This window comes from Pseudomonas syringae pv. cilantro (genome assembly GCF_001293775.1).
Taxonomy (GTDB): domain Bacteria; phylum Pseudomonadota; class Gammaproteobacteria; order Pseudomonadales; family Pseudomonadaceae; genus Aquipseudomonas; species Aquipseudomonas syringae_P.
This window is the reverse complement of record NZ_LGLN01000078.1, coordinates 132517-154524: the sequence shown is the minus strand read 5'-3', so window position 1 is coordinate 154524 and position 22008 is coordinate 132517. Positions and strand designations below refer to the sequence as shown.

The window sequence follows — 22008 nt, the reverse complement described above, 5'->3', positions numbered from 1 at the left end:
GGGTTTCTTTTTGGTTGGCATACATGCACCTCTTACTCATGTTATGCCCAAACACAAAATTTCTGACACCCCCGGTATCTGCGTTCGGCGGTCATTTCCCCTGCCGAGCCCGCCCCGGTCATTCCGCCAGAACCAGCCCCGGTAACACCTCCTGCGCCTCAGCCTGCCCCTGAACCGGCACCAGAGCCGATTCCCGGGCCGGGACCTCAACCTGAACCTCAACCTGAACCTCAACCCGAACCTGAGCCTGAGCCGACGCCGACGCCTGAGCCTGAGCCTGAACCAACGCCAACACCAGGCCCAACACCTGTGCCTGGCCCTACGCCAACGCCAACGCCAACGCCAACCCCAACCCCAACCCCAACCCCTATAGCCCCACCTGCCAGCCCGCCACCGCAGCCACCCGCGCTCGCCCTTCCCGTTCCGGCTCTGGGCACACCGCCCCTGCCCGCGCCTGTGCCCGGAGCGCCGCCCATCATCCTGTATCGTCCGGAAGTCGCCACTTACGCCGCAGTGTCGCCAGCGGCAGTGGCACTGGCGTCAAGTTCACTGGGCACTTTTCATGAGCGTCATGGCGATCAGCGTCTGCTCACCCAGTCAGGGGTAACGCCCGCAGGCTGGGCACGAGTATTTGGCAGTGACGTCAGACAGCAATGGTCCGGCGACGTCAGCCCGGCTCTCGATGCTTCATCCAAGGGGTATCAGATCGGTCACGATCTGTACGTCTGGCAAATGGCCAACGAACAGAGTCAGCGCGTGGGGCTGTTTGTGGCCCATAACCGTCTGGATGGCCGGGTCAAGGGGTTTGCCGGCGGTTTCGAAGAGCGCCATACCGGTCGAATGAAACTGACCGGCGACAGCCTGGGCGCCTACTGGACGCTGATCGGGGCCAGTGGCGGATACGTCGATGCCGTGGTGATGGGCACACGCCTGGACGGTTACAGCCGCTCCGACCGTGGCCTGCGTATCGACACCGAAGGGCATGCCCAGAGCCTGTCTCTGGAAGCGGGGTATCCACTGCCCGTGTCATCGCGCTGGGTGGTTGAACCGCAAGCGCAAATCATCCATCAGCGCATCAGGCTCGACGACCAGCACGATGGTATTTCCCGCATCGGCTTCGATAACCAGCGTCACACGACGCTGCGCATCGGCGCGCGTTTCAGAGGCAGCTATCAGATACGCAAGGTGCCGATCGAACCCTACCTGCGCGCCAATGTATGGCGCAACGCAGACGGTCATGATGCAGTGACTTTCGATCGGGTACAGCAGATCAGGACCGAGCATCGATCAACGACGGCCAGTCTCGGCGGGGGGATGGTGGCAAAAATCTCCAGCGCTACGAGTCTGTACTGGGAGGCGAACTACAGCCGCGACCTGCACAATCACGACCAGAACGGTATCAGCGCCAGCCTGGGAGCCAGGCTGGCGTGGTAACGGGAAAACCGTTTTGGCTTACGCCTCATCGGCCCTTTTAGGCTTGAGAATCAGCACGGCCAACGGCGGCAGGTTAAGGCTCAGCGAGGCAGGCATGCCATGCGCCTCGTCGCTCTGGGCGATCACTTCCCCGCCATTGCCGAAGTTTGAACCGGCGTAGGTTTCGGCATCGCTGTTGAGCAACTCGACCCACGCCCCCTCGAGCGGTACGCCAATCCGATAATTCAGACGCGGCACCGGGGTCATGTTGGCGACCACCAGCAAAGGTTCGCCATCCTTGCTCCGGCGCACGTACGCGAAGACGCTGTTGGCCTGGTCATCACCGATCAGCCACTGGAAGCCCTGGGGGTCAGAGTCCAGTTCGTGCAACGCTTTTTCCTGACGGTAGATACGGTTGAGGTCGCTGACCAGTTGCTTGACGCCGACGTGATCAGCGTATTGCAACAAGTACCAGTCCAGTTGCTGATCGTGATTCCACTCGCGCCACTGCCCGAACTCGCAGCCCATGAACAGCAGCTTCTTGCCTGGATGCGTCCACATGAACGACAGATAGGCGCGCAAGTTGGCAAACTTCTGCCAACGGTCGCCCGGCATCTTGTCGATCAGCGAATGCTTGCCGTGGACCACTTCATCATGGGAGATCGGCAGAACGAAACGCTCGGAGTAGGCGTAAACCAGGCTGAACGTCAATTCGCCATGGTGATGCTCACGGTGAACCGGGTCCTGCTCCATGTAACGCAACGAATCATTCATCCAGCCCATGTTCCACTTGTAGCTGAAGCCGAGACCACCCTTCTGGGTCGACTCGCTGACGCCGGGCCATGCGGTGGATTCTTCGGCGATGACCATGGTGCCCGGTGCTTCCAGCGCGACCACATCATTGAGATGGCGCAGGAAGTCGATGGCTTCCAGGTTCTCGCGACCGCCGTGCCGGTTGGGTACCCACTCGCCGGCCTTGCGCGAATAGTCGCGATACAGCATGGAGGCGACCGCATCCACCCGCAGACCGTCGATGTGGTAATGCTTGAGCCAGTGCAGTGCCGACGCCAGCATGAAGCCGTGAACCTCGGTGCGCCCCAGGTTGTAGATCAGCGTGTCCCAGTCCTGATGGAAGCCTTCCTTGGGGTCGGCGTACTCATACAGTGCGGTGCCGTCGAATTGCGCCAGACCATGGGTATCAGTAGGGAAATGCGCCGGTACCCAATCGAGAATGACGCCGATTTCTGCCTGGTGGCAGGCGTCGACGAACGCGGCAAAATCTTCGGGCGACCCGTAACGTGCTGTCGGTGCGAACTGCGCCAGCAGCTGATAGCCCCAGGAACCGCCAAACGGGTGTTCCATGATCGGCATCAGCTCGATGTGCGTGAAGCCCAGCTCCTTGACGTAAGGAATCAGGCGATCAGCCAGCTCGCGCCAGTTGAACTGCCGCCACTGACCTTCGTCGTTCTGCTCCATCTGCCACGAGCCTGCGTGCAGCTCATAAATCGACAGTGGCGCGGAGACGTCATGACGTTCGGCACGCGATTGCAGCCAGCTTTCGTCGTGCCACTCGAACTGCAACGGTGCGGAGATTTTCGACGCGGTGTCAGGCGGCAAGGTGGTCGCCAACGCCATCGGATCGCTTTTCAGGGGCAGAATGCCATGCTGACCGAGGATCTCGTACTTGTAGACTTCACCGGGTTGCAGACGCGGGACGAACAGCTCCCAGACGCCCGTCGGGTGCCGCAGACGCATCGGATGGCGACGTCCATCCCAGTTATTGAAACTGCCCACCACGGACACACGCCGTGCATTCGGCGCCCAGACAGCGAAGCGTACGCCATCGACACCGTCGACATTGATCACTTGCGCACCAAGGCAACTGCTCAGGTCGCGGTGGTTGCCCTCGGCGAACAGATACAAGTCCATTTCGCCCAGTAGCGGGCCGAAGCTGTACGGGTCCTCGGTGATCTGCTCACCGCCGGCCCAGTTGATCTTGAACAGATACGGCTGCGGCTGATCGAGGTGGCCGATGAAAAAACCGGGCACTTCGCTCATTTCCATTTCGCCCAGCTCGCGGCCATCGTCTCTGGCCAACAGGCGGACACTCAGGGCACCGGGCAGGTAGGCGCGGACATACTGCCCGCTGCCGCCATCGCCGTGCGGGCCGAGGATCGAAAACGGGTCACGATGTTCGGCTCGAATCAGCGCATCCAGATCCACAGCAGCGGGTATCGCTTGGCGGCCCGTGCCGACTTTGTCAGGCGCATTCATATTGACTCTCCATCAGACGATTGCAGCAATCCACGCAGGCCCTGCAAAGGTACGGCCAGCCAGGCTGGGCGATTCTCGGCCTCGTAGATCACTTCATAAGCAGCTTTTTCAAGGGTGAACAGTTCCAGCGCAGCGTCCTCCCCTTTTGCATCTTTCCAGGCGTGGGCCATTTCGGCAGTTGCCGAGCGATAGCCTTCGATGAAGGCAGTGCGGGCCTGCGACAGATAAGTCTCGGCGACGCGCTTGCGCGCAGTCGCAGCCTCTGGCGAGGTGTCGACGCTTTGCGCACTGCGCACGGCCATGGCGGCGGCGTAATCGAACGAGCGCAGCACCCCGCTGACATCCTTGAACGGGCTGTGCTTGGCGCGGCGTTCTTCCAGCGCACGAGCCGGCTCGCCCTCGAAATCGATCAGATAGGCATCGCCCTTGACCACCAGCACCTGCCCCAGGTGCAGGTCGCCATGCACACGAATGCGCAGGCCACCCGCAGAGCGCTTGGCAAGGCCGTCGATACGCTGACGAATCTGCTTGCGATGCGCCAGCAAGTCATCGACCAGTTGCTGATCGTCTTCATCCAGATCGCCCTTGCGCTGCTCCAGCAATTGCAACGCACGATCAAGCTGCGCGTTGACGCTGATCGCAGACGCCTTGCTGTCGGCAACGCTGGTGACTTCGACGGCGAAATCCGGATTTTCGGTCGGTGCCGCGAGTATCTGATGCATTTCACCCAGGCGCTGACCCAGGCTGCGCGAGAAATCCGCCAGTTCAAGCAGCGCGTTGAAATGCTGCTCCTGACCGGATACGCCGTGCGCCAGCTCATCACGCACCGCGCGTTCAAGGTTGTTCTGCGTCCATTCCCAGGCGTCGCCCTGGTTGCTCAGGTAGCCTTGGGCAATCATCAGCAGATTAGGCTTGCCATCATTGCCGACACGCACCAGCGAGCCCAGCAATGGCGAAATGTTCTTGAAACCGGCCTGGGTCAGGAAAGCCCCCATCTCCAGTTCCGGGTGTGTCCCGGCACTGACCTTGCGGATCAGCTTGAGCACCAGGCTACTGCCCACCACGACAGAACTGTTGGACTGCTCGGCGGACAGGTAACGAACCTCCGATTCATCGCTGAGGCCCAATGGCGCCAACTGCGAACTCGGCTCGAAACGCAGCTCCCCATCGGCGCACGGGATCACGGTCTGCGACTGCATGCCCTTGATGACCGCGCGGATGAAGGTTTCCAGGGTAAACGCATCGGTAATCAGGCCGACATCGCGGTTGCGACGAACCCTGGCAAGCGCCAGTTGCTGCGGCAATGCGCTGCTGATGTCGTCTTCGGCCAGCAGGCCGAATGGCAGCTGATAACGCTCGGTCTGCCCGTCTGCGGTGACTTCGATTTCGCTGAGCAAGACCGGATGCGCCTCGTCGCCAAAGCGCACTGCGTAGGCAATCCGGACTTGCTCAATGGGCTTGTCCTTGCCACCGAACCAGCGGCGTTTTGGCAAATAATTCGCCAGCGAGGTGTTTTCCATGGTGCCGCGCAGCGGTTCGTCGAGCAGTTCCTCAAGATGCTTTTTGAGCACCAGGGTCGGAAAGTCCGGCATGCTTTGCGCGGGTTCAACGTGCCAACTGGGCATTTGATTCTCCGAAGCCAGTAGAAACCAATAAAAACCATACGGCGGGAGCGTCAGCAGATAGCTCAACTGGCCGATGGGCGGAAATGCACTGCCGCCAAGCATTTCTACCGGGACAGTGCCCGCATACGTCGACAACTCAAGTTCGGCAGCCTGGGCAGCGCTGGACACGTTGGCCACGCACAAAACGATTTCATTGTGGCCATCGGGCGCTGTGTATTCACGGGTGTAAGCAAGAATGCGCCGGTTAGACGGCGAGAGCATTTTCAGCGTGCCGCGCCCGAAAGCCTTTTGCTGCTTGCGCACGGCCAGCATGCGTCGGTTCCAGTTCAGCAGCGAATGCGGGTCGCGCTCCTGACTCTCGACGTTGACCGACTGGAAGCCATACATCGGGTCCATGATCGGCGGCAGCACCAGGCTGGCCGGGTCGGCGCGTGAGAATCCGCCATTGCGGTCGATGGACCACTGCATCGGCGTGCGCACACCGTCCCGGTCGCCCAGGTAGATGTTATCGCCCATGCCGATTTCATCGCCGTAATACAGGGTCGGCGTGCCCGGCATCGACAGCAGCATGCTGTTAAGCAGTTCGACACGCCGACGGTCACGGGCGACCAAGGGCGCCAAACGGCGACGAATCCCCAGATTAATCCGCGCACGGCGGTCGGCAGCGTAGTAGTTCCACAGGTAATCACGCTCACGATCAGTGACCATTTCCAGGGTCAGCTCATCGTGGTTACGCAGGAAAATCGCCCATTGGCAGTTATCCGGAATGGCCGGGGTTTGACGCAGGATATCGGTGATCGGAAAACGGTCTTCCTGTGCCAGCGCCATGTACATGCGCGGCATCAACGGGAAGTGAAAGGCCATGTGGCATTCGTCGCCGTCTGGCCCGTTGCTGTCACCGAAATACAGTTGCGTGTCCTCAGGCCATTGGTTGGCTTCGGCCAGCAGCATGCGGTCCGGGTAATTCGCGTCGATCTCGGCACGGATACGCTTGAGCACTTGATGGGTCTCAGGCAGGTTCTCGTTGTTGGTGCCGTCCCGTTCGATCAGGTACGGGATGGCATCCAGACGCAGGCCGTCGATGCCCAGATCCAGCCAGAAGCGCATGACTTCAAGCACCGCTTCCAGCACGTGCGGGTTATCGAAGTTCAGGTCCGGCTGGTGAGAATAGAAGCGGTGCCAGAAGTATTGGCCAGCGACCGGGTCCCAAGTCCAGTTGGAGGTTTCGGTATCAAGAAAAATGATGCGCGTGCCGTCATACTTCTGATCGGTGTCCGACCATACGTAGAAATCACGTGCCTTGGAGCCAGGCTTGGCGTTGCGCGCCTTCTGAAACCACGGGTGCTGGTCAGACGTGTGATTGATGACCAGTTCGCTGATCACCCGCAGGCCACGCTTGTGCGCCTGAGCAATGAAACGCTTGGCGTCGGCCATGGTGCCGTAATCGCTGTGGACGTCGCGATACTCGGAAATGTCGTAGCCGTCGTCCCGGCGCGGAGACGGGTAAAACGGCAACAGCCAGATCGTGTTGACCCCCAGCGCGGCAATATAGTCGAGCTTCTCGATCAGCCCCGCAAAGTCGCCGATCCCGTCATTGTTGGCATCGAAGAACGACTTCACGTGAACCTGATAGATCACCGCATCCTTGTACCAGAGCGGGTCTTTGATAAATGTCGCTTCACCGGGTTTCTTAGCCATTGCTGACTCCTTGGGAGTGTTACTGCGAGGCCTGGATACGCCAGATTCCAAAAGGTTGCGAAGGGTCGAGACGCATGTGCTGATACTTGCCGTACCAGGTCCAGCGGTGCCCGGTCATCAGATCTTCGCCGGAAGTCGCGGCATCGTCCGGAAGGCCCATCTCCCACAGCGGCAATTCGAAATCCGCTTCCTGCGCGTTACGCGGATCGAGGTTGACGGCAACCAGAATGAAGTTGCTGCCATCTGCGCTGCGCTTGCCGAAGTACAGAATGTTGTCGTTCCACGCGTTGTACAACTTCAGCCCCAGATGCGTCTGCAAGGCCGGGTTCTGACGACGAATACGGTTGAGCTGGGCGATTTCGGCAATGATGTTGCCGGGTGCCGTGAAGTCGCGCACGCGGATCTCGTATTTCTCCGAGTCCAGGTACTCTTCCTTGCCGGGAATCGGTGCCGCTTCGCACAGCTCGAAACCGGAATACATGCCCCACAGGCCTGAACCCATGGTCGCCAGCGCCGCACGGATCAGAAAGCCCGGGCGCCCTGATTCATGCAGGAAACGCGGGTTGATGTCCGGTGTGTTGACGAAGAAGTTCGGGCGGTAGCAGTCGCGCCATGGCACTTCGTTGAGCTCGGTGAAATATTCCGACAGCTCGGCCTTGGTGTTGCGCCAGGTGAAATAGGTGTAACTCTGGGTGTAACCGACCTTGCCCAGACGCGCCATCATGGCTGGCTTGGTGAACGCTTCGGCGAGGAACATCACCTCAGGATGCTGACTGCGCACTTCACCGATCATCCACTGCCAGAACGGCAGCGGCTTGGTGTGAGGATTATCGACGCGGAAAATCTTCACGCCTTCCTTGACCCAGCCCAGCACGATGTCACGCAGTTCCAGCCACAGGCCCGGAATGGCATCCGGCGCATAAAAGTCGACGTTAACGATGTCCTGGTACTTTTTCGGCGGGTTCTCCGCATAGCGGATGGTGCCGTCCGGACGCCAGGAGAACCAGCCCGGATGCTGCTTGAGCCATGGGTGGTCCTGCGAACACTGAATCGCAAAATCGAGCGCGATTTCGAGACCGTGGTCGGCGGCGGCTTTCACCAGGTTGCGGAAGTCTTCAAGACTGCCCAACTGCGGGTGAATGGCGTCGTGGCCGCCGTCCTCGCTGCCGATGGCGTAGGGGCTGCCCGGATCGTCCTGGCCAGCGGTCAACGAGTTGTTCGGGCCTTTGCGGTGCGCGCGACCGATAGGATGAATCGGCGGGAAATACAGCACGTCGAAGCCCATGTCGCGAATCATCGGCAAGCGCGAATGGACATCGTTGAAGGTGCCGTGGCGTGCTTTATCATCGGTGATCGAGCGCGGAAACAACTCGTACCAACTGGCGAACTGGGCCAGTTCTCGCTCTACATCCAGCGGGTATTCGAGGCTACGGCTGAGGAAGGCATGGTTATCGGCCTGCTTCATCAGGCTTGCGGTGTCGCTGTGCAGCAACAGCGCGACCTTCTCAATGCTGTCGGCCTGGTCCAGACGCGCCAGCAGGTTTTCGATCTGCTCGCGCTGCTGATCCTGACTGCGCTCGGCAGCCTTGGTCAGATGAATACGCCCTTCTTCCAGCTCCAGATCGATGGGCACGCCTGCAGAAAACTTTTTCTCCAGTTCGTAACAATAGCTGCCGAACTGATCGATCCAGGCTTCGAGTTGAAACACATAACGGCTGACCGAGGTCGGGGTGAACTCACCGACCCAACTGTCGTTGCCCAGTTCGTGCAATGGTGCGCTGTGCCAGTTCTCTTCATCAGCAGCGCGCCAGCGAACATTGACGGCCATCTTGTCGTGGCCGTCCGCATAAATTTTGCTGGTGACTGTAACCGGTTGCCCGATGATTGCCTTGGCCGCAAACAATCCACCATCTATCACAGGCAACGTGTCTTCGATCACGATGCGTGGCAGTTGCAGCGCCTGGGTCAGTGACAAGGGTTTGGTTGGGTGCGGTACATCGGTGGCCAGGGAATCCGGACCGTATGGCTGTTCATTCATCGAGCATCACTCCTCACGCCCCAGGGACGCTCCTGTGCATTCCATGCAATGGAAAAATTGACGGTATGGCAGCGCACGACCACAGAGCCCCGAGGGCCCGTCTGTTTCGCTGCCTAGATTCCGAGCAGACATCGGGGGGAAAGTTCAAAGGTTTTATGCCCGACTGCAACGCGTGTCAGAGCATAGCCCAATCGAAAATAGTCAGGTTGAGCGCGTCAGATTGATCCCGTTTATGTACAGGAATTTTCGCCTGAGGAGCCTTTGACGTATGGGCGAGAGGCGTTGCCGCAGACTGTGTCGGAATCAGGGGCTTGCCGGGGCATTCGGCACGGAGACGAAACATGATTCTGAAACACTGCAATTATGAAATGTTGAATTTCAAGGTATGTAGCGAAACAGCCAACCGCTACGAATCTACCTGTGATCTTTTTTCAACAGCGCCGGCTGGCAGTGCAAATCAATTGAATCATCACAAAACGCGGAAGGTCGAACACAATGCCAACAAGGAGGCTGAAACCATGACCCTTCCCACTCCGCCAGTAGCGCCCGATCCGAACATCGACAATCCTGTCCTGCCCGGGACACCGCCCAGACCCGATGACGAGCCGCCGCCCACGATGCCTCCGGTCATCGACCCGCCTGAGGAAACCCCTCCAGTGGGTGATCCGCCAGCCCAGGAACCACCCGTGGTGGTCTGACCGCGCGCCGGCGCGACGCTGCAAATACCCGTATAGCTACGGCTATTTCAGCGTCCTCCCGCCACATCGATAAACGTACCCGTTGCATACGAAGCCTGATCCGACAATAACCAGATAATCGCTTCGGCCACTTCTTCCGGCGTGCCGCCACGGCCCATGGGCAGTGCGCCTTCGAGCTTGCTGACCCGCAGCGGGTCGCCACTCAGGGCATGAAAGTCGGTGAAAATGAAGCCAGGCCTTACGGCATTGACGCGAACACCCTCCCCGGCCACTTCCTTGGAAAGCCCGATGGTGAAGGTGTCCAGTGCGCCCTTGGACGCTGCGTAGTCCACGTACTCACCCGCCGAACCGAGGCGCGCTGCCAGCGAGGACACGTTGACGATGCTGCCGCCATGACCGCCATGCCGCGGCAACATGCGCAGCAGAGCGTGTTTGCTGCACAGCATGGGCCCGACTACGTTGTTCATCATCATCTTGAGCATGCGAAATTCCGACATGTCCTCGACCCTCGAAGCCTGGGCCAGCGTCCCCGCATTGTTGACCAGATGGGTAACACGCCCCAGCTCGGTGTCAACCCGGGCGAACAGACGAATGATTTCGTCCTCATTGCTGACATCGGCCTGCATCGTGAGTGCGTGTGCGCCCAGTGCCCTGACCTGCGCGGCGGTCTTTTCTGCCGAGGTGCGATCGGACATATAGTTGATGCAGATCCGGTAACCGTGCGTCGCAGCCAGACGCGCCGTCGCGGCGCCGATCCCGCGCGAACCGCCGGTGATGATGAGAACTTTTTCCATGATCAGTCTCGTAAATAGGTCCGCAAGTCGGCAATCAGTCAGGCCTGACACCCGCAGGCCGGCCAGAGGTGACTGATCGTGCCAGCGTTTGCGATCCAGCGCCATCGAAGCGTTTCAGAAAGCGGACGCTTTGGCCTCCGACTCCTGCGCATCGAGCGCAATTCTCGACTCCGCAGCGCGGATATCCTCAAGGAATTGCTGTGCGGGCAACGGATGCCCGAGCAGAAACCCCTGCAGGGAATCGCACCCCAGGTGCGTCAGAAAACGCTGTTGAAGCGTGGTTTCGACGCCCTCGGCGACAATCCGCAAATTCAGTGCCTGCCCCACCGCGACGATCGCCGACACAATGGCAGCATCGTCGGTGTCGTGCTCCAGATCGCGAACGAAACCGCGATCGATCTTGATTTCGTTGGCCGGCAGCCGCTTGAGGTACATCAGGCTTGAATAGCCGGTACCAAAGTCATCGATCGACAGGTCCAGACCCATCTCCGACAGCCTGTTCAGCACGCCGAGACTGGCGTCTGCGTCATCCATCGCGGTGGTTTCGGTGATTTCCAGCGTCAGGCAGTTGGCCGGCAACTGATGCCGGGCCAGCGTATCCGCGACGGTCGCAACCAGGCCGGAATGGCGGAACTGCAAGGCCGACAGATTGACTGAAATACGCCAGTGCGAGTACCCCTCGGTGTACCACTCGCGCATCTGCCGACAGGCTTCATCCAGTACCCATTCGCCGATCTGGATGATCAGCCCGGTTTTCTCGGCCATGGCAATAAACAGATCAGGCCCCAACACCCCGCGTTCCGGGTGATTCCAGCGCAACAGGGCCTCGGCGCCTATCGGCAGCCCGCTCAGCGCGTCGAACTTGGGCTGGTAATAAAGGCAGAAGTGCTTGTGCCTGAGTGCGGTGCGTAAATCCTGCGACAGCTGCAATTGATTGCGTGCGTTGCAATTCATCGACACATCAAAAAAACTGTGGCCGTTCTTGCCGGCCGCTTTGGTGTGATACATGGCCGCGTCGGCGTTGACCAGCAGTTCGTGCTGGGTTGCACCATGGCCGGGATAAATGCAAATGCCGATGCTCAGCGAAATCTGCAACTGATGTTCGCCAATCAGGAACGGATTGCTGATCTCACTGACCTGCCGCGTTGCCACGGTCAGCGCGTCCTGCTTATCGTCCAGCTCGATGAGCAGCACAAACTCGTCACCACCGACTCTGGCCAGCGTGTCGTGCCGATTGACGTTCTGCCGCAGACGCAAGGCAACCTGACGCAACAGCAGGTCGCCTGTGTGATGGCCAAAGGCGTCGTTCACCGGCTTGAAGCCGTCCAGATCCATGAACATCAAGGCAAAACAGCCACCGGTTTCGTCGGCCCTGGCCATGGCTTGCTCGATCCGCTCCGTCAGTAGCACACGATTGGGCAGACCGGTAAGGTTGTCATGCATGGCCAGATGAGTCAGTTCCTGATTGGCCTGGCTCAGGGAAGTGGCCAGCACTGCCGTGCGGGCTTCGAGATGGGCGTCCAGAATACAGGCAAACAGGGTGAGGCTCAGGACCGTCAGGCTGGCGACCAGCACCACCCTGTCCAGCCCGTTGCTGCTCAGCCCGTTGATCAACGCGCCACAAAAACTGCCCTCTGCGAAGTTGGCCGCGGCCATGCCGGTGTAGTGCATGCCGACCACTGCCATGCCTAGCAGCACTGACGCACCCGCGCGAGCCAGGTACACGCGAGGCCGGTGATGGCGCAGGTGGAACGCGATCCACAACCCCGCCGCCGATGCGACAATGGCAATCAGCAGGGACAGGACGAACAAGACCGGCGTGTACACGATACCGGGCTGCATGCGCATAGCCGCCATGCCGGTGTAATGCATGGCGCTGATGCCCAAGCCCAGCAAAGCCGCGCCCAGCAACAGCTGCACTGCGGTCAGATGCGGTTGCGCGACCAGCCACAGGGCGAATCCCGACGTTATGACGATGATAGACAGCGAAAACAGCAGGAGCGGCACGTCATAGCCAAGGTCGATGGGCAAGACGAAGGCAAGCATGCCGATAAAGTGCGTTGACCAGGTGCCGACACCCATTGCAAACGCGCCGCCGACAATCCACACATACACGACCCGTCCTTTGGCCGAGATGATCCGGCCAGCGAGGTCGAACGCGGTATAGGACGCAAGAATCGCAACAAAAACGGAAAGAACGACAAGCGAGGGTATATAACTGCCAATCAACATAAACACACCTGAAACCCAATGAGTGCGTCCATGCCGTGCTTGTGCGCTGATTGTACGCATTAGCTACCAAATGTCGCGGCACTTGGTCGAAAAAGCTGGCAGTACGCCATTAATTTTACATGGATCAGCGATAGCTAAAGAAAACTTGCCTTTTGCTGCTTCTGCTGACTACTCCTTCAACGCCAGGTCACGCTCGGAATCCCAGCCACCGCCCAGCGCGGCAATCAACTGCACGCTGGCCAGCAGGCGGCTCTGCAGCACGTTAAGCACACTGCGCTCGTTACTCAACGCAGTCGCCTGCACGTTGACGACATCCAGATAGCCGATCAGACCGGCCTTGTACTGATTGTTGGTCAGGCGCAACGAATCACGCGCAAACACCAGAGCCTCCTCACGCACCGCCGCTTCGTCTTCATAGACCTTAAGCTGGATGAGGTAGTTTTCGACCTCCTGAAAGCCGCTGAGCACCGTCTGGCGGTATTGCGCGACCGTTTGATCATACAGAGCCTCGGTGCGCTCGACCTCTGCCGAACGGCGACCGCCGTCGAACAGGGTCAGGGCCAGTTGCGGCCCGACCGACCAGAAACGGTTCGGCAGGCTGATCCAGTTGGCGAAGGTACTGCTGTTGTAACCGCCGCTCATGCTCAGGGTGAAATCCGGATAGTAAGCTGCCTTGGCGACCCCGATATTGGCGTTGGCGCCCCTCACCGAGCGTTCCGCAGCGGCGATGTCGGGCCTGCGCTCCAGCAGCTGCGAAGGCAGCCCTGGCGGAATATCCGGCAAATGCGGGATCGTGGCAATCGCCGGCAGGCTGAAGTCTGCCGGCGCCATGCCCATCAATACGGCAATAGCATTCTCGAATTGCGCGCGCTGCCAGGCCAGATCGATCAGGTCGGCCTGCGTGCTTTTCAACTGGTTCTGCGCCTGGGCGACCGAATCACGCCCGGAGATACCGGCGCGGTATTGATTCTGGGTCAGGGTCAGAGAACGCTGATAGGCGTCGACGGTCGATTCCAGCAAGCGCTTTTGTTCGTCGATCACCCGCAGTTGCAGGTAGTTCTGGACCAGCTCCGATTGCAGGCTCAGGCGCATTGCCGCCAGGTCGGCAAGGCTGGCCTGCGCGTTTGCGGTATCGGCTTCCAGGCCACGGCGCAATTTACCCCAGACGTCGGCTTCCCAACTGACGCCCAACTGCGCGTTGTAGCTGTTACGGATTCCCGAAGCGCTGGTCCCGGTGCTTGACGTCCCGGTGCCCTGCCCTGAGCGGGTCTTGCCGGTTGTCAGGTCCAGCGTCGGCAAGAACGCCGCTCGAGAGCTGCGCACCAGCGCCTGGGCCTGACGATACTGGGCTTCGTACTGAGCCACGGTCTGGTTGGAGGTGTTGAGGCGCTCGACCAGCGCGTTCAGGCCTTTGTCACCGTACACCTGCCACCAGGCGCCCTTGGCCATTGCATCGCCGGGTGTCGCCGCCCGCCAGCCCTGAACCGCCTTGAACTGTTGGGGCGCCGCCATGGTCGGCCGTTGATAATCCGGTCCGACCGCGCAGGCGCTCAGCAAGGCGATACAGACTGCCAGCCCGAGCGGGCGAATCAGCCATTCTGGACGGGATGTGAAAGCCGGGCGTTCGGTCATAGCGGAGTTTCCAGAGCAGCATCAGTGCGCACGCCACGCCATTTACTGAAGCGATGGCGCAGACGGTCGAGATAAAGGTAAACCACAGGTGTGGTGTAGAGCGTCAGGATCTGACTGAAGATCAGGCCGCCAATGATGGTCAACCCCAAGGGTTTGCGCATTTCGGCACCTTCGGCGGTGCTCAGCAGCAGCGGCAAGGCACCGAGAATCGCAGCCATGGTCGTCATCAGAATCGGCCGCAGACGTTGCAGGCAGGCATTGCGGATCGACTCCTCAGGTGCCATGCCCTGATCGCGCTCAAGGTGCAGCGCCAGGTCGATCATCATGATGGCGTTCTTTTTCACCACACCAATCAACAGAAACAACCCCAACAGGGAGATCAGGCTGAACTCGCTGCCTACCACATAGATCGTCAGCAAGGCGCCGACCCCCGCCGACGGCAAGGTCGACAGAATGGTCAACGGGTGAATGTAGCTTTCATAGAGGATTCCCAGCACCAGATACACCGCCAGCAGCGCCCCGAGAATCATCCATGGCTGGCTCTTCTGGGTTGCAGCGAATGCGCTGGCGGTCCCGGCCATCTTGGTAATGATGTCCTCTGGCAGCCCGATGGCGGCAATTGCCCGTTCGATAGCGACGTTGGCGTTGTCCAGGCTGGCGCCTTCTGCCAGGTCAAAAGAAATGTTTTCAGCGGCGAACTGCCCGTCATGGGAAACCCGATCATTGGCCAGACTGCGCTCGTAGTGAGCGATGCTGGATAACGGCACACGCTGACCGTCTGCGGTGATGACCTGAACCTGCTCGAGGGTCACCGGGTCCTGTGCGTATTTGGGATTGACCTCCATCACCACCTTGTACTGGTTGAGGCTGTCGTAGATGGTCGATACCTGACGCTGACTGTAGGCGTTGTTGAGTACCGAGGTCACCATGTTCATGTCGATGCCCAGCCGTTTGGCGGTATCGCGGTTGACCACCAGTGTCACTTGCTGTGTGCCGCGCCCTTCCCGGGCGTCGATGGCGGTCAGCTCGGGAACTGACTTCAGCGCTGCAACGATCTTCGGATACCACCGGCGCAGACTGGTCAGGTCAGCGCTCTGGACGATGTATTGATACTGCGAACTGGTTTGCTCGCGTCCGCCGCCCAATTGCAGGTCCTGATCCGGCGCCAGAAACAATCGTCCGCCCGGAACATGTGGCAACGTCTTGCGCAGGCGTTCCACGACTTTTTCCGCTGACAGCTTGCGCTCGGCAATCGGCACCAGGCGTACGATCATGAACGCGTTATTGGTGCCGCTGCTGCCGCCGATGAACCCGGCAACGCTTTCCACTGCGGGGTCTGCCAGCACGGCACGGCGGAATTGCTCCATCTTCGGCTGCATCACCGAGAACGACAGGCCGTCGTCGCCCCTGACGAACCCCATCAGTTGCCCGGTGTCTTGCTGCGGCAGGAACGTCTTGGGCACCACCACGTACAGTGCGATATTGACCACGACGGTGATCAGCAGACTGATCAGCGTCAGACGCGGATGGCGCAGCACCCAGCCCAGCGAACGGTCGTAACCCTCCACCATGCGGTCATTGACCCGCTCGCTCCAACGCTGAAAGGCATTTTCGCCGCTGGCTTCGCGGGGCTTCAGCCAACGGGCGCAGAGCATGGGCGTCAGCGTCAGCGACACGATCAATGAAACGATGATCGCTACCGACAAGGTGATGGAGAACTCGCGAAACAGACTTTCCACCAGCCCGCCCATGAACAGGATGGAAATGAACACCGCCACCAGCGAGACGTTCATCGACAGCAACGTGAAACCGACCTCTTTGGCGCCCAGAAACGCCGCCTTCATCGGGTCCAGGCCGTTATGAATATGCCGGGAGATGTTTTCCAGCACCACAATGGCATCGTCTACCACCAGGCCGGTCGCGAGGATCAGGGCCATCAACGACAGATTGTTCAGGGAGAAGCCGAACAGATGCATGATGGCAAAGGTGCCCACCAGCGATACCGGCACCGCCAGCGTAGGGATGAGCGACGCACGAAAACTGCCTAGAAACAGGAAGACCACCAGAATCACCAGAATCACGGCGATCAGCAGCGTCATTTCGGCTTCGTGCAGGGTCGCCTTGATCACGGGCGAGCGGTCCATGGCGATTTGCAGCTTGACGCTGGCAGGCAGCACGGCCCGCAAGGCAGGCAACTGCGCTTTTATCTGCGCCACGGTTTCGATGATGTTGGCGCCAGCCTGACGGTTGATGACCAGCAGCACCGCCTGATCATTATTGAAGAAGCCGCTGTTGTAGCGGTCTTCCACCGCATCGCTGACCTTGGCGACATCCTTCAGGCGCAGCGTCGCGCCATCCTTGTAGCGAATGATCAATGGCGCGTAGTCAGCAGCTTCTTCCAGCTGATCGTTGGCCTGAACCTGCCAGTTATGCAGGTCATCCTCGACAAAACCCTTCGGCCTGCGCACATTGCTTGCAGTAATCGCAGTGCGCACGTCATCCAGCGAGACGCCGTACTGGGAAAGCATCTGCGGTTCGAGCTCGATGCGCACTGCGGGCAGTGAACTGCCACCTATCTGTACCTCGCCCACCCCCGCAACCTGCGACAGGCTCTGGGACAGAATGGTCGAAGCCAGATCGTACAACTGGCCCTTTTCCAGCACGCTCGAGGTCATCGACAGCACCATGATCGGAGCCTGGGACGGATTGACCTTCTTGTAGGTCGGCATGCTGCGCATCCCGCTGGGCAGCAGGTTGCGTGACGCGTTGATGGCCGCCTGCACTTCGCGCGCCGCACCGTTGATGTCGCGGTCGAGATCGAATTGCAAAATGATGCGTGTCGTGCCCTGGCTCGAATTGCTGGTCATGGTGTTGACCCCTGCGATGCTGCCCAGCGAACGTTCGAGCGGCGTTGCCACGGTGGAGGCCATGATCTCCGGGCTGGCCCCGGCAAGGCTGGCCGAGACCACGATGACCGGGAAGTCCATGTTCGGCAACGGTGCGACCGGTAACAATCTGAAACTGACCGCGCCCAGCAGCATGATCGCCAGGCTCAGCAGGACCGTGGCAACGGGACGGCGGATGAAGGGCGCGGACAGGTTCATGCGTCTGCCTGTAGCGAACGGTCCGGAGCAGCGGGTTTACGACTCCAGCGCTGACCGAGACGGTCGAAATACAGGTAGATCACTGGCGTGGTAAACAGCGTCAGGACCTGACTGAGCAACAGCCCGCCGACCATCACCAGCCCCAGCGGCTGGCGCAATTCGGCACCGGAACCGCTGGCGAGCATTAGCGGGATGGCGCCGAACAGCGCCGCCAGCGTGGTCATCAGAATCGGCCGGAAACGCAATAACGCTGCCTCGTAGATCGCCGTTTCCGGATCGATGCCACGATTGCGTTCGGCGTCCAGGGCGAAGTCGATCATCATGATCGCGTTTTTCTTGACGATGCCGATCAGCAGAATGATGCCGATGATTGCAATCATTCCCAGATCGTTGCCGCTGATCAATAGCGCCAGCAAGGCTCCGACTGCCGCCGAAGGCAGGGTCGAGAGGATGGTGATCGGGTGAATGTAACTCTCATAGAGCACGCCCAGCACGATATACATGGTTACCACCGCCGCCAGCACCAGCAGCAGCGTGCTGGACAGCGATGCCTGAAACGCTTCGGCTGCGCCCTGAAACCGGGTCTGCACACCGATCGGCATGCCGATATCCTTCTGCACCTGCTCGATGACCTCCACCGCCTTGCCCAAGGCAACGCCGGGCGCAAGGTTGAAGGACATCATCACGGCCGGAAACTGCCCGAGGTGCGCAATCGCCAACTGGGCCTGACGCTGCTCGACCCGGGCCAGACTCGACAGTTTTACCTGCGCGCCGTCGGTGGTTTTGACGTGAATCTGCTCAAGCGCCGCAGGACCAAGCTCGCTGGCGGAAGCCGCCTGCAACACCACGCGGTACTGGCTGGCCTGAGTGTAGATGGTCGATATCTGCCGCTGGCCGAAGGCGTCATACAGCGCGTCGGTGATATTCGCCACCGTTACGCCGACCCGGCTGGCCGCATCGCGGTCGATATTCAGGAAAACCTGCAAGCCCTTGTCCTGCAGGTCACTGGCAACGTCGGTCAGCTCGGGACGCTTGCTCAGCGCATCGACCAGCGTCTGACTCCACTTGCTCAGCAATTCGGCATCGGGGGATGACATGCTGAATTGATACTGGGTGCGACTGACCCGGTCTTCGATGGTCAGGTCCTGCACCGGCTGCATGAACAGGCGGATGTCCGACAGCTTGTCGACTTGCGGCTGCAGACGCTGGATGACTTCGCTGGCGGTCAGATCACGCTCACCGTGGGTTTTCAGGTTGATCAGCAGGCGTCCGCTGTTGAGGGTTGCATTGTCGCCGTCGACACCGATGTACGAGGACAGGCTGACCACCGCCGGGTCCTTGAGAATAATGTCGGCCAACGCCTGCTGACGTTGACTCATGGCCGCGAACGAGACCGACTGCGGTGCTTCGGAAATGCCCTGGATGACGCCGGTGTCCTGTACCGGGAAAAAGCCCTTGGGCACAACGATATACAGCAGTACGGTCAGGGCCAGGGTGGCGATGGCAACCAGCAGCGTCAGTGGCTGATGCTTGAGCACCCAGCGCAGCCTGCCCGCGTAGACATCGATCAGCCAGTCGATCCAGGCGCCGCTGGCTTTGTAGAAGCGACTCTGGTCCTCTTCCTTCGGCTCGCGCTTGAGCAGACGCGCGCACATCATCGGGGTCAGCGTCAGCGAGACCACCAGCGAGATCAGGATGGCCACCGCCAGGGTAATCGCAAACTCGCGAAACAGACGTCCGACCACATCCGCCATGAACAGCAGCGGAATCAGGACTGCGATCAGCGACAGGGTCAAAGAAATCAGGGTAAACCCGATTTGCCGGGCGCCCTTCAGCGCAGCCTGCATGGGCGTTTCACCCTCCTCGATGTGCCGGGAGATGTTTTCCAGCATGACAATGGCGTCGTCGACCACAAAGCCGGTGGCGATGGTCATCGCCATCAATGTCAGGTTGTTGATCGAGAAACCGGCGAGGTACATGACGCCAAACGTGCCGACCAGCGACAACGGCACGGCGACAGAAGGAATGATGGTCGCGCTGAAACGACGCAGGAACAGGAACGTCACCAGCACCACCAACACGATGGCGATCAGCAGTTCGTGCTGAACATCGGTCACCGAGGCGCGAATGGTCTGGGTACGATCGGTCAATACCACCACGTCCAGACCTGCCGGGAGGTTATTGGTAATGCTTGGTAGCAGGGCCTTGATCCGGTCGACGACCTCGATCACGTTGGCCCCCGGCTGGCGCTGAATGTTCAGCAGGACTGCCTGACTGCGGTTGGCCCAGGCGGCAAGCCGTTCGTTCTCCGCACCGCCGACAATTTCCGCCACGTCCTTCAGACGCAACGGTGCGCCGTCCTTGTAGGCCAGAATCAGGTCGGCGTATTCCTCGGGAGACTTGAGCTGATCGTTGGCATCGAGCATCGATACCCGGGTCGGACCGTCAAAGTTGCCTTTGGGCTGGTTGACGTTGGACGCACTGATGAGCGTGCGCACATCAGATAGATTGAGACTGTTGGCAGCCAGTGCCTCGGGATTGACCTTGATCCGGACTGCCTGACGCTGCCCGCCGGCAATGCTGACCATGCCGACGCCGCTGATCTGCGAAATCTTCTGCGCCATACGCGTATCGACCAGATCATTCAGGGTGGGCAAGAGCATGGTTTTCGAGGTTATTGCCAGTGTCAGCACCGGCGTATCGGCCGGATTCACCTTGTTGTAAACCGGAGGGGCCGGAAGATCGGTCGGCAGCAGGTTGGTGGCCGCGTTGATCGCCGCCTGCACTTGCTGCTCGGCCACGTCCATATTGATGTCGAGGCTGAAACGCAGGGTGATGACCGACGCGCCCCCCGAACTGGTGGACGCCATCTGGGTCAGCCCGGGCATCTGTCCGAACTGACGCTCCAGCGGCGCAGTCACCGAACTGGTCATTACCTGCGGGCTGGCACCGGGGTACAGCGTCATCACGCGAATGGTCGGATAGTCCACCTGCGGCAAGGCCGAAACCGGGAGCAAGGTGTAGGCGATCAGACCGGCCAGGACGATGGCCAGCATGCTCAGCGTGGTGGCTACCGGACGCAGGATGAACAGGCGTGACATGTTCATACGTTTGGTTTTTCCACCTTGCCAAGCGCTGCCGACTTGTCAGTGCCGCTGTCCGGCTTGCCGTGCAACTTCTGACCCGGGCCTGCCGGTACGTCCTTGCTGTCGTTGACCACTTCCACTTCGGCGCCATCGCGCAGGCGATCCGTACCTTCGAGCACCACCCGCTCGCCAACGGCAAGCCCTTCGGTGATCACCGTCGAGGTTTCGTCGCTCGGACCGGTTTTCAACAGTTTGAGTTTGACCTTCTTGTCGCCGTCCAGCACATAAACGAAGGTGCCGTCGGTGCCAAACTGCACGGCGGCGGTCGGCACCAGAATCGCCTGTTTCAGCGTATCTGCGCGCAGCCGCACATTGACGAACTGATTGGGGAACAGGATTTCGTCACCGTTATCGAAACGGGCCTTGAATTTCAGCGTGCCGGTCGCGACGTCGATCTGGTTGTCGAGGCTGGCGAGTATGCCGACAGCCTGCATTTTCGTGTCGCCACGGTCCCATGCTTCGACGGGCAGCTTTTCGCCGGTGCGATAACGGGCGATGACCTTCGACAAGTCTTTTTCGGGCAGCGTGAAATTGACTGAAATGGGCCGGGTCTGGGTAATCACTGCCAGCGCAGTGGTGTCATTGGCGGCGACCAGATTGCCCACATCCAGTTGTTTGAGGCCCACTCGACCGGCAATCGGAGAGCGGATGCGGGCGAAGTCGAGGTTCAGCTTCGCTTCCGCTACCGCAGCCTGATTGGTCTTGATCGTGCCCTGATACTGATTCACCAGCGACTCGGCGGTGTCCAGCGTCTGCTTGGCGATGCTGTCTTCGGCAAACAGCCCACGATAACGCTGCACATCGAGCTGAGCATTCTTGAGCAACGCCTGGTTGGTAGCCAGCGTACCTTCGGCCTGCTGCAAGGCGACCTGATAACTGCGCGGATCGATTTCTGCCAACAGGTCACCAGCCTTGACCATCTGACCTTCCTGGAAATAGATCTTGACCAGCTCTCCCGCCACTCGACTGCGTACGTTAATGGTGTTCATCGCCGTCACGGTACCGAGCGCCTTGTAATAGATCGGAAAGTCGCCTTCGGTCGCAGGTGCCACGCGCACCGGCACCGCCACCGCCGAAGCACCGAAACCGGGTCGGGCCACGCCACCGACGCCGGCTTTTTTGCTCTCTGCCCCCTTGCCGGACGTGGCTGCAGGCCAGAGCCACCAGCACAGGGCAACAATGACCATCAGGACCAACAAACTGATCAACCAGCGACGGGATTTACGAGGGCCAGACGAGTGCATGAATAAATCAACCATTACGGTGGGGGGATCTTCGGAAGGCAGAACAATAGGCACAGATACGTGACAAGCAAAGCGCCTTTACCAAGTGCTTACTTAACAAACGTACAAAG

10 protein-coding genes and 1 pseudogene are annotated in these 22008 nt (G+C 60.0%); 2 read left to right on the top strand and 9 right to left on the bottom strand.

Annotation, left to right across the window (positions count from 1 at the left end; translation table 11 throughout):
* Window positions 1-75 precede the first annotated feature (75 nt).
* A pseudogene (locus tag ABJ99_RS22205) lies at window positions 76-1434 on the top strand (autotransporter family protein); the annotation flags it as partial.
* 18 nt (window positions 1435-1452) lie between these two features.
* Here ABJ99_RS22205 and glgB read toward each other — a convergent pair.
* From glgB to ABJ99_RS22190, 3 genes are read right to left on the bottom strand one after another with little or no spacing between them, the layout of a single operon-like run.
* The gene (glgB, locus tag ABJ99_RS22200) at window positions 1453-3687 is read right to left on the bottom strand and encodes a 1,4-alpha-glucan branching protein GlgB (protein WP_054087637.1); all 2235 of its coding nucleotides are present in this window, start codon (window positions 3685-3687) and stop codon (window positions 1453-1455) included.
* Window positions 3684-7010 (bottom strand): maltose alpha-D-glucosyltransferase, encoded by a 3327-nt coding sequence (gene treS, locus ABJ99_RS22195; RefSeq protein ID WP_054087636.1) that lies wholly within the window; start codon window positions 7008-7010, stop codon window positions 3684-3686. Before treS ends, glgB begins: the two co-directional genes overlap by 4 nt.
* Before the next feature lie 19 nt (window positions 7011-7029).
* On the bottom strand, window positions 7030-9048 hold the full coding sequence (locus ABJ99_RS22190) for an alpha-1,4-glucan--maltose-1-phosphate maltosyltransferase (RefSeq protein ID WP_054087635.1): 2019 nt from the start codon (window positions 9046-9048) through the stop codon (window positions 7030-7032).
* Between the two features lie 341 nt (window positions 9049-9389).
* Between ABJ99_RS22190 and ABJ99_RS29950 the strand changes: the two genes are divergently transcribed.
* Entirely contained in the window at window positions 9390-9746 is a 357-nt protein-coding gene (locus tag ABJ99_RS29950) for a hypothetical protein (RefSeq protein ID WP_375232737.1), read from the top strand.
* Between the two features lie 47 nt (window positions 9747-9793).
* Here the strand turns inward: ABJ99_RS29950 and ABJ99_RS22180 are convergent, their stop codons facing one another.
* The 6 genes from ABJ99_RS22180 to ABJ99_RS22155 all read right to left on the bottom strand — a co-directional run bounded on the left by ABJ99_RS22180 (window position 9794) and on the right by ABJ99_RS22155 (window position 21913).
* Entirely contained in the window at window positions 9794-10540 is a 747-nt protein-coding gene (locus tag ABJ99_RS22180; RefSeq protein WP_054087681.1) for an SDR family oxidoreductase, read from the bottom strand.
* 114 nt (window positions 10541-10654) lie between these two features.
* A complete protein-coding gene (locus ABJ99_RS22175) occupies window positions 10655-12772 on the bottom strand; it encodes a putative bifunctional diguanylate cyclase/phosphodiesterase (protein WP_054087634.1) in 2118 nt (705 codons plus the stop codon).
* A 168-nt stretch (window positions 12773-12940) separates the two neighbouring features.
* Complete coding sequence (locus tag ABJ99_RS22170; protein WP_054087633.1) at window positions 12941-14404, bottom strand: efflux transporter outer membrane subunit; 1464 nt, start codon at window positions 14402-14404, stop codon at window positions 12941-12943.
* A complete protein-coding gene (locus ABJ99_RS22165; protein WP_054087632.1) occupies window positions 14401-17508 on the bottom strand; it encodes an efflux RND transporter permease subunit in 3108 nt (1035 codons plus the stop codon). Before ABJ99_RS22165 ends, ABJ99_RS22170 begins: the two co-directional genes overlap by 4 nt.
* Complete coding sequence (locus ABJ99_RS22160) at window positions 17505-20615, bottom strand: MdtB/MuxB family multidrug efflux RND transporter permease subunit (RefSeq protein WP_054087631.1); 3111 nt, start codon at window positions 20613-20615, stop codon at window positions 17505-17507. Before ABJ99_RS22160 ends, ABJ99_RS22165 begins: the two co-directional genes overlap by 4 nt.
* The gene (locus ABJ99_RS22155; protein WP_054087630.1) at window positions 20612-21913 is read right to left on the bottom strand and encodes an MdtA/MuxA family multidrug efflux RND transporter periplasmic adaptor subunit; all 1302 of its coding nucleotides are present in this window, start codon (window positions 21911-21913) and stop codon (window positions 20612-20614) included. The genes ABJ99_RS22160 and ABJ99_RS22155 overlap by 4 nt, the downstream gene beginning before the upstream one ends.
* Window positions 21914-22008: the final 95 nt, after the last annotated feature.